This is a genomic window from Caulobacter sp. P1_B12_2, assembly GCF_056406675.1.
This window is the reverse complement of the sequence record NZ_JBFTZS010000188.1, coordinates 1-8,245: the sequence shown is the minus strand read 5'-3', so window position 1 is coordinate 8,245 and position 8,245 is coordinate 1. Positions and strand designations below refer to the sequence as shown.

The following is an 8,245-nucleotide window of genomic DNA, read 5'->3' as shown; positions in this document are numbered from 1 at the left end:
ATCATCAAGCTGCGCGAAGGCGTGGAAATGATCATGCCGGGCGACAACGCCGAGCTGGACGTCGAGCTGATCACCCCGATCGCCATGGACCAAGGCCTGCGCTTCGCCATCCGCGAAGGCGGCCGCACGGTCGGCGCCGGCGTCGTGGCAAAGATCGTCGAGTAGTCTCGACTTTCTCAGCACACAGCTGATCCAAGCGAAGGCCCCGGAGAGCAATCTCCGGGGCCTTTTGCTTGGGTGGCTCACTTCACTTGCCCCCACCTGACCGCTTCGCGGTCTGTCCGCCCCCATAGGGGGCGGAGGACGCGGGTACGGTTCCTCTTCCCCCTGTGGGGGAAGACGGTCGCGAAGCGACTCGTAGGGGGCAAGTGCTCACCGCGCCGGGGCGAGCGGGCTTAGCGGTTTCCGGCTTTCGGACAACACGTTATCCTGCCGTCGAAATCGGGGTGAACTCTTGATCCGCAACAGCCTCATCGTCCTGTCGCTCGTGGTCGGCCTGGCCGCCTGCAAGCGAACGCCGGACCTGCCTTCGTCGATTTTGCCGCCGCCCGGCCTGGGCGACCGCGTGCGGGTGCTGAGCGCCGACGCCCTGGTCATCGACGGCGTGCACCTGCGCCTGGCCAACGCCTATGCGCCGCAGGGCGTGCCCGACGCCCGCTGCTGGGCCGAGGCCACCGCCGCCCAGACCACCCTGGCCTGGGTGCGGACAAAGATCCGGGAAGCCCGCGAGATCGCCGTCGAGCCGGCGGCGGGCTTCGACGAGTTCCATCGCCAACTGGCCGTCGTCAAGCTGGACGGCGTCGACCTTGGGCAGGAGATGTTCGAGAACGGCCTGGCGGCGCGGCGCACGGACGGCCTGAACGGCCGCTTCGCCTGGTGCGAGCCGATCAGCGGCAAGGCCGCCGGCGCCCCGGCGGTCAGCTCCCTGCTCGACTAGGGTTCGGCGACCACCCCGGGGGCGGCCGCCGAAGGCGTCCTAGAGACGATCGACCGGCGAAACGGTCGCCCCGTTGGCCTCGCGCGGCGTGGTCATGCGCGAGAGCTTGGGGGTCAGCCAGCGTTCGACGTCGTCGACGATCTCGTAGACCACCGGCACCAGCACCAGCGACAGCACGGTCGAGGTGATCAGCCCGCCGATCACCGCCACGGCCATCGGCTGGCGGAACTCCGAGCCGGTGCCGATGCCCAGCGCCGTGGGCAGCATGCCGGCCATCATCGCCAGGGTGGTCATGACGATCGGCCGGGCCCGCTCGTGGCAGGCGTCGATGATCGCGTCACGCTGGCTCATGCCGGCCCGTTCCTGCTCGATGGCGTATTCGACCAGCAGGATCGAGTTCTTGGCCGCCAGGCCCATCAGCATCAGGAAGCCGATCAGCGACGGCATCGACAGCGACTGGCCGGTGACCAGCAGGGCCAGGAAGGCGCCGCCGATGGCCAGGGGCAGGGCCGACAGGATGGTGATCGGCTTGAAGAAGCTGCGGAACAGCAGCACCAGCACCCCAAACACCAGGCCCACCGCCGACAGCAGGGCGACCGCGAAGCCGGTGAACAGCTCGACGAACGCCTCCTGGTCGCCGGCCGTGGCGGGGCCGACGCCGGGCGGCAGTTTCTTCATGGTCGGCAGACCGCCCACGTCGCTCATCGCCTGGCCCAGCTGGGCGCCGTTGTTGAGGTCGGCTTCGATGGTCACCTGACGCTTGCGGCCGAAGCGGTCGATCTTGGCCGGGCCGGCCTGGAACGACAGGTCGGCGACGGTGTCGAGCCGGGTCGTGCCGCCGCCGGCCGTGGGGATGCGCAGGGCGCCCAGGGCGCCCAGGTCGGCGCGGGTCTCGGCCGGCAGGCGCACGCGGATCGGGATCCGCCGCTCGCCCTGGGTCATCTTGGCGACGTTGGCGTCAATGTCGCCGACCGTGGCCACGCGGGCGATGGCGGCGATGTCGGCGGCGCTGACGCCCAGGCGGGCGGCCTCGTCGGGCTTGGGTCGGATGATGATCTCGGGACCGCTGGGCGGAGACGACGGACGCGGATCGGCCACCGTGCTCAGCGACTGCATCTCGCGCTCGATCTGGGCGGCGGTGCGCTCCAGCAGCGGACCGTCGTCGGAGATCAGGATGGTCTGGACCTCGGAGGTGCCCCAGTCGCCCAACAGGTTGACGCGGGCGTCGGGGATGTCGTGCAGGCCGTTGCGGACCACCTGCTTGATCTCCGTCACCGTCAGGTCGCGCTTGCCGTTCAGGACGATGGTGATGGTGGCGTCGCGGATGTCCGAGCCGGCCACGCCGCCGAAGCCGCTGCCGATGTTCGAGCCGACCTGGGCGAAGACGTGGGCGGTCTCCGGGCGGGCCTTGAACATGCGGGTCACGGCCTGGACGGTGTTCTCCATGTCGGCCGTGGTGGCGCCGGGCGGGCCCTGGACCTTCAGATAGTAGAAGTTGGCGTTGCCGGCCGGCTGGAAGGCGGTGGGGATGAACTTCACCAGGCCGAACGAGCCGACCAGGATCACCGTGCCGATGACGATGGCCAGGAAACGGTGGTCCAGCGACCAGTCCAGCACGTTGCGATAGAAGCCCTTGAACGCGGGACGTTCATGGGCGTGTTCGACCGGCTTGAGGAAGTAGGCGGCCAGCAGCGGCGTCAGCAGGCGGGCGACGACCAGCGAGAACAGCACCGCCACCGCGACGGTCAGGCCGAACTCCTTGAAGAACTGGCCGGGCGTGCCGGGCATGTAGGACACCGGCACGAACACCGCGACGATGGTGAAGGTGGTGGCCACGACGGCCAGGCCGATGGCGTCGGCGCCCTCCATCGCCGCCTGGAACGGCCTCTGGCCGCGGGCGACGCGCTTCTCGATGTTCTCGATCTCGACCACGGCGTCGTCGACCAGGATGCCGATGACCAGGGTCAGGGCCAGCAGCGTCACGACGTTGAGCGAGAAGCCCATGATCGACATGAAGGCGAAGGTCGGGATCAGCGACACCGGCATGGCGATGGCGGTGATCAGGGTGGCCCGCCATTCGCGCAGGAACAGGAACACCACCAAGGACGCCAGCAGCATGCCTTCCAGAAGGGTGTGCTCGGTGGCGGCGAAGCTGGCGCGGGTCTCATCGACGGTCGAGAAGATCTTCACGAACGACACGCCAGGCTGCTTGGCCTCCATCCCTTCGATAGCTTGCTTGATGTTGTCCTCGACGGCGACGTCGCTGGAGTCGCGGGTCTTCATCACCTGGAAGGCGACGACGGGCTTGCCGTCCAGACGGGCGAAGCCGCGCTCCTCCTCGGAGCCCTGGCCGACCTGGGCCACGTCGGTCAGCTTCACATAGCGGCCGCCGGCGATCGGGATGGTGATGTTGCGCAGCTGCTCGACCGTGGTGGCCGCGCCCAGCACGCGCAGGGTCTGCTCGCGGCCGCCGATCTTGGCGCGGCCGCCGGGGGCGTCGACGCTGAAGCTGGCCAGGGCCTGGTTCAGTTGCGGGGCGGTGACGCCGAACGAGGCCATGCGGTCGGGGTCGATGACCACATTGATCTCGCGGTCGATGCCGCCGACGCGGGACACCTGGGCCACGCCCTTTTCGCCCTGCAGGGCGCGGGTGACGGTGTCGTCGATGAACCACGACAGCTCGGTCGCGCTCATGTTCGGGGCCGAGACCGCGTAGGTGATGATCGGGGCGCTGGTGATCTCCAGGCGCTGGACGATCGGCTCGTCGACCTCCTTGGGCAGGAGCGAGCGGGTCTGGTCGACCTTGGAGCGCACCTCGTCGGTGACCTTCTGCAGGTCTTCGCCGAGGTTGAACTGGATCGTCGTGGTCGAGGCGCCCTGGACCACCGACGAGGTGATGGTCTTGACGTTGGAGATGCTGGCCACCGCGTCCTCGATCGGGCGCGTGACCTGGGTCTCCATCTCGCCGGGCGCGGCGCCGCTCTGGGTGACCGTCACCGACACCGAGGGGAACTCGACATTGGGGAACTGCTTGATCGGCAGGGACAGGTAGCAGCCGATGCCGGCGATGATCAGGGCGATGAACAGAACCGCGACCGGGATCGGGTTCTTGATCGCCCAGGCGGAGATCTTCAGTTCGCCACTCTTCTGTTCGCTAGCCATCAGCGGGCGGCCTGCTGGGTGGTGGAGGGACGGATGACGTCGCCGTCGGTGACGAACGACGCGCCGCCCAGCACCACGCGGGTCCCGGCCGGCGGGCCCTGGACAAGCTGAGCCCAGCCGCCGCCCTTCTGGCCGATCTTCACGGCCACCTGGTGGGCGCGGTTGTTGCTGTCGACGGTCATCACGAACAGGCCGTCGGCCTCGTAGCGAATGGCCGATTCAGGGATGGCGGTCACCGAGGCGCCCGAGGCGCCGAAGGTGGCGCGGCCGAAGCCGCCGGGCCGCAGGTCGGAGCGAACGGGCAGGCGCACGCGCACCTTGCCCAGGCGGCTGGCGCTGTCGACCCGCGGGCTGACCAGGCGTACGACGCCCGACACCGACTGGCCGCCGGGCAGGCTGACCTGGGCCGACTGGCCGGCGCGGATCCCCGCCAGGTCGGCTTCATTGACCTCGGCGTCCAGCTCGACCAGGCCGTCGCGGGCGATGGTGAACCAGGGCGTGGTTCCGCCGCCGGCGATCTGGCCCGGCTGCACGCCGCGCTGCAGGACCCGGCCGCTGACCGGCGAGGTGATGGTCATGCGCGAGGCGCGGGTGCGGATCTCCTTCAGCGCGGCTTCCTGGGCCTTGGCCTGGTAGCGGCGGGTCTCGATCTGCTCCTGGCTGAGCACGCCCTGGCCGTCCAGCCCGGCGACGCGCTTGGCCTCGGCCTGGGACTGGGCGGTGACGGCGGCCTGCTGCTCGACCTGGGCCCGCAGCAGGGTGTCGTCCAGCTGGGCCAGGGGCTGGCCGGCCCGGACATAGTCGCCCTCGTCGGCATAGAGGCGGGCGACGCGGTAGCCGCTCAGCTCGGAGCCGACGGCGGCCTCCTCGCGCGAGACCAGCAGGCCCGACGCCTCGACCCCGCCGCCCAGCGGCCGGGTCTCGACGGAGCCGACGCTGACCGTGCGGGCCTGGGCGGCGGGAGCCTTGTCGGCGGGTTTGTCCTTCTTGTCGCCGCAGGCGGTCAGGCCCGTCGAGGCGATCAGGATCATGGCGGCGAGCGCGGCGCGGGTCGTCATGGGGGAGGGTCTCATTTCGAGGAAACTTGGGTCGGGGCGGCGCCATTTTCGGCGAGATTGGGCGACCAGCCGCCGCCGAGCGCCTTGTACGTCTGGACGGCGTGCAGCAGGGCGTCGGTCCGGGCGCTGGTCAGGGCGGCGCGCGACAGGCGCCAGGACTGTTCGGCCTGCAGGGTGGTGGTCAGGTCGATCAGGCCCAGGCCGTAGCCCTTGCGATTGGCCTGGTAGGCGCGTTCGGCCCGGGCCACGCCGGCGGTCAGCAGGGCGACGCGGCGCTGGTCGGCGGCCAGCTGCAGCATGGCGTTCTCGGCCTCGCCATAGGCGGTCTGCACCGCCTTTTCGTAGGCGATGGCCGCCTGCTGGGTGCGGGCGTCCTGGGCGTCGATGTCGGCCAGCAGGGCCGGGATGTTCAGCACGGGGACCGAGACGTTGGCGCCGATCGTCCAGGCCGAACTGGAGGTCGAGGTCTTGCCGCCTCCACYGCCCCCCGCGAACGGGAACGAAGGCTGGACGCTCTTGGACAGTCCCACGCCGGGCGTGATGTTGAAGGTGGGCAGCAGCGCCAGCTCGTTGATCTTCAGCGTGCCGGAGGCCGAGGCCAGGTGGGCCTGGGCTTCGCGCACGTCCGGACGACGGCCCAGCAGCTCGCCGGGGATCGTGGCGGGCACGGGCGGGGCCAGGTCCAGTTGGGCGTCGACCGGCAGGCTGGCCAGGGGATCGACGCCGCGTCCGACCAGGATCAGCAGGCTGCGGCGCGCCACGCCCAGCTGGGCGTCCAGGTTGGCGACCCGGGCCTGGGTGTCGGCCAGGTCGGCCTCGGCGCGGTCGGCCTCGGACGTGGCGATCAGGCCGGCATTGGCCTTCTTGGTCGCGAAGTCGCGCATCGAGCCGTTGATGCGCTCGGTCTGGCGGGCGTCGTCCAGTTGCACGGCCAGGCCGCGCGCTTCGAAATAGGACTGGGCGACATTGGCGGCCAGCGAGGCGCGGGCGCCTTCATAGGCGAAGCGGGCCGCGGCCAGGTCGTTGTTGACCACGCCCAGGCCGGCGCGCTTGCGGCCGAACAGGTCCAGCTCCCAGGAGACGTCGAAGTTGGCCGCGTAGCTCTCGCTGTCGCCGCCCTGGGTGAAGCCGGCGGCGCCGCTGCTGTCGAGGATCTCGGTGTGGGTCTTGCTGGCGCTGCCGGTCAGCGGCGTGCCTGGGATGTAGATCTGGCGCACCTGGCCTTTGCGGACGGCGCGCGCCTCTTCCAGCCGCGCCGCGGCGGTGCGGGCGTCGGGGGCCTTTTCCAGCGCCGTCTCGATCAGGCTGGTCAGCTGCGGATCGTTGAAGCTGGTCCACCAGTGGTCCAGGTCCGCCTGGGCCGAGCCGGCGGGCGCCTCGAAGGCGGCCGGCAGCTGGATGTTCGGCGTCGGACGCGGCGTGTTCACGCAACCGGCCATGGCCAGGCCCGCCAGGCCCAGGGCCAGGAGCGAGGTTCCGGATCGGAATGGCCGAGGGCGCCTGCGCTCTCCGGTCATGATTTCACTCATCAACAAACACCTGCAGGCGTGACCGGAGGGGGAGGACGGTCGGGGTTATTTCAACAGCAGTGGGGTTCAGGACCCGACGACGGCGGAAGGCTGGCGACGGCGCCGTAGACATCGACCACCTGATCCAGGAAGCGCTCGATGACCGCCCGCTCGGCGGGGGCCAGGCCGGCGATGACGCCGTCCAGCCCGTCGATCATCGGCGCCAGTTGCGCGAAGGCCCGATCGATCGAGGCCTCCACGGGCACGACGCAGACCTTGCGCCGGTCCTGGGCCCGCCGCTCCCGCGCGACATGGCCGGCGCGCTCCAGGCGATCGACGATCTGGGTGGCGGCGGCGGTCGTGACTTTCAGATGCTCGGCCAGCTGACCGGGAGTCATCGGGCCGTTGTTCAGAAGCTGCTCCAGCGCGGCCATGTCGGTGACGTTGACGCCCAGGCTCTCGCCGATCTTGCGGCCGATCTGGCGCGTCAGCATCGAGATGGTCTTCAGCCGCTGACCGATCGGGTCGCTGGGCACGTGCGACGTGCGCCATGTCCCTCGCTCCGAAGGGGCGCCTCGCGCTGAACCGGGATCGTCTGTCGTCATGGACGCGATCCATATTGTTAAATGATTTAATAGTCAAATCGCTTAGCGATATGATCGAGCGCCTCTGAGCACGCGTGTCGCGCCTGGCCGCCAGGACCGTCATCGCCATGCCCCCGAGACCTGGGCCGCCCGACTAGCGCGACCGATCGTCGTTCGCTCAATTGGGGATGCGAGGGGCGGGATGAAAGGGCGGGGCGGCATCGCATTGTCTCATGCTGACAGTTGGTGACACGCGGCGCCTCGCGGGCAATCGCGCGTCGGCCTTCAGGAGAATGACGAACGACGGTCGCGCTTTGCGACACCGGCCGGCGACGATTTCGCGGGCTTGGGCCGCACGGACGGTTCGGCGCGCGCAAGAGGCCCGGCGCCGATGCGCGGTTGACGCGGCGTCAAAACATACCGCATCATCGAAACAGATGTTCGACTCCCGGAGTTGGGCGTCCGTCCGCGCGGATGGCGGGCTTTCAGTCAAGCGTTTCCAGTACCTGGCCTTGGGGGATCCCGCGGTTGTCGGCTCGCGAACACGCATCTTCAATTTTCGAAACGCGCCCGTGCGGCGACGTGGCGGCGAAGGCCGTCACGCGCGCCGGCCGACGCGCGAGACGCGCCGCCGACTAGATTTCCCAGAGCCCAAGAGACCTGCGTTCAAAAAAAGCAGCACGGGAGGGAAGACCATGAAGAAAGCGATGTTCCTGCGCGGGGCCTCGGCCCAGACCCTTATGTGGGGCGCGCTCATCTTTTGCGGGGCGGCCGGCGCCGCTCACGCCCAGACCAGACCATCGAATGACCAGGGACCGGTCATGGTGGAAGAAGTCATCGTCACCGGCTCGTTCATCCGGGGCACGCCGGAGGACGCCTCGCTGCCGGTCGACGTGATCGGCCTGGAGGATCTGCAGAAGCAGGGTTCGCCCTCGACGGTGGAAATGCTCAAGGCGCTGCCGGTCTCGAACGRCGTGCTGGGCGACACCAACCAGT

At 69.5% G+C, this 8,245-nt stretch carries 7 protein-coding genes; 3 read left to right on the top strand and 4 right to left on the bottom strand.

All coding sequences use genetic code 11. The features are described 5' to 3' along the window. Together AC1DZ6_RS13250 and AC1DZ6_RS13245 are read left to right on the top strand one after the other, a co-directional pair. On the top strand, positions 1–165 hold a 165-nt coding region (locus AC1DZ6_RS13250), incomplete at its 5' end, for an EF-Tu C-terminal domain-related protein (RefSeq protein WP_477097636.1). 289 nt (positions 166–454) lie between these two features. Next, positions 455–937: a thermonuclease family protein gene (locus AC1DZ6_RS13245; protein WP_477097635.1), complete on the top strand. Its 483-nt coding sequence runs from the start codon at positions 455–457 to the stop codon at positions 935–937. A 39-nt stretch (positions 938–976) separates the two neighbouring features. On the opposite strand, the gene AC1DZ6_RS13240 is transcribed toward AC1DZ6_RS13245, so the two are convergent. From AC1DZ6_RS13240 to AC1DZ6_RS13225, 4 genes are all read right to left on the bottom strand, one after another. Next, positions 977–4,099 (bottom strand): efflux RND transporter permease subunit, encoded by a 3,123-nt coding sequence (locus AC1DZ6_RS13240; RefSeq protein WP_477097634.1) that lies wholly within the window; start codon positions 4,097–4,099, stop codon positions 977–979. Beyond that, on the bottom strand, positions 4,099–5,172 hold the full coding sequence (locus AC1DZ6_RS13235; protein WP_477097633.1) for an efflux RND transporter periplasmic adaptor subunit: 1,074 nt from the start codon (positions 5,170–5,172) through the stop codon (positions 4,099–4,101). The genes AC1DZ6_RS13240 and AC1DZ6_RS13235 overlap by 1 nt, the downstream gene beginning before the upstream one ends. Further along, positions 5,169–6,674, bottom strand: a complete 1,506-nt coding sequence (locus AC1DZ6_RS13230; protein WP_477097632.1) for an efflux transporter outer membrane subunit — start codon at positions 6,672–6,674, stop codon at positions 5,169–5,171. The genes AC1DZ6_RS13235 and AC1DZ6_RS13230 overlap by 4 nt, the downstream gene beginning before the upstream one ends. Positions 6,675–6,736: 62 nt before the next feature. Beyond that, a complete protein-coding gene (locus AC1DZ6_RS13225) occupies positions 6,737–7,201 on the bottom strand; it encodes a MarR family winged helix-turn-helix transcriptional regulator (RefSeq protein ID WP_477097631.1) in 465 nt (154 codons plus the stop codon). Between the two features lie 743 nt (positions 7,202–7,944). On the opposite strand from AC1DZ6_RS13225, the gene AC1DZ6_RS13220 reads away from it, so the two are divergent. Continuing rightward, the coding region (locus AC1DZ6_RS13220) for a hypothetical protein (protein ID WP_477097630.1) at positions 7,945–8,245 on the top strand (301 nt) is incomplete at its 3' end.

What these genes read in the sequence shown, in the direction of transcription:
- AC1DZ6_RS13240 (WP_477097634.1), bottom strand. Translation starts at nt 4,099, where the DNA reads ATGGCTAGCGAACAGAAGAGTGGCGAACTGAAGATCTCCGCCTGGGCG.
- AC1DZ6_RS13235 (WP_477097633.1), bottom strand. Translation starts at nt 5,172, where the DNA reads ATGAGACCCTCCCCCATGACGACCCGCGCCGCGCTCGCCGCCATGATC.